Origin of the sequence: Candidatus Pantoea communis (assembly GCF_011752685.1) — a bacterium.
Classification (GTDB): domain Bacteria; phylum Pseudomonadota; class Gammaproteobacteria; order Enterobacterales; family Enterobacteriaceae; genus Pantoea; species Pantoea communis.
This window is the reverse complement of the sequence record NZ_VWXC01000080.1, coordinates 1-315: the sequence shown is the minus strand read 5'-3', so window position 1 is coordinate 315 and position 315 is coordinate 1. Positions and strand designations below refer to the sequence as shown.

Sequence of the window (315 nt, the reverse complement as noted above, 5' to 3'; positions counted from 1 at the left end):
GCGAGGCTGAAAAGCGTAGTCGATGGGAAGCAGGTTAATATTCCTGCACTTGGTGTTACTGCGAAGGGGGGACGGAGAAGGCTAGGTTATCCGGGCGACGGTTGTCCCGGTTTAAGCATGTAGGCGGAGAGTTTAGGTAAATCCGGACTCTTTTAACGCTGAGGTGTGATGACGAGTCACTACGGTGATGAAGTAACTGATGCCCTGCTTCCAGGAAAAGCCTCTAAGCTCCAGGTAACACGAAATCGTACCCCAAACCGACACAGGTGGTCAGGTAGAGAATACCAAGGCGCTTGAGAGAACTCGGGTGAAGGA

The 315-nt window shown here is 52.1% G+C and carries 1 rRNA gene; it reads left to right on the top strand.

The annotated features are described in order from the left end of the window. Nucleotides 1–315: ribosomal RNA gene (locus F3J37_RS27960) — 23S ribosomal RNA — on the top strand; the annotation flags it as partial.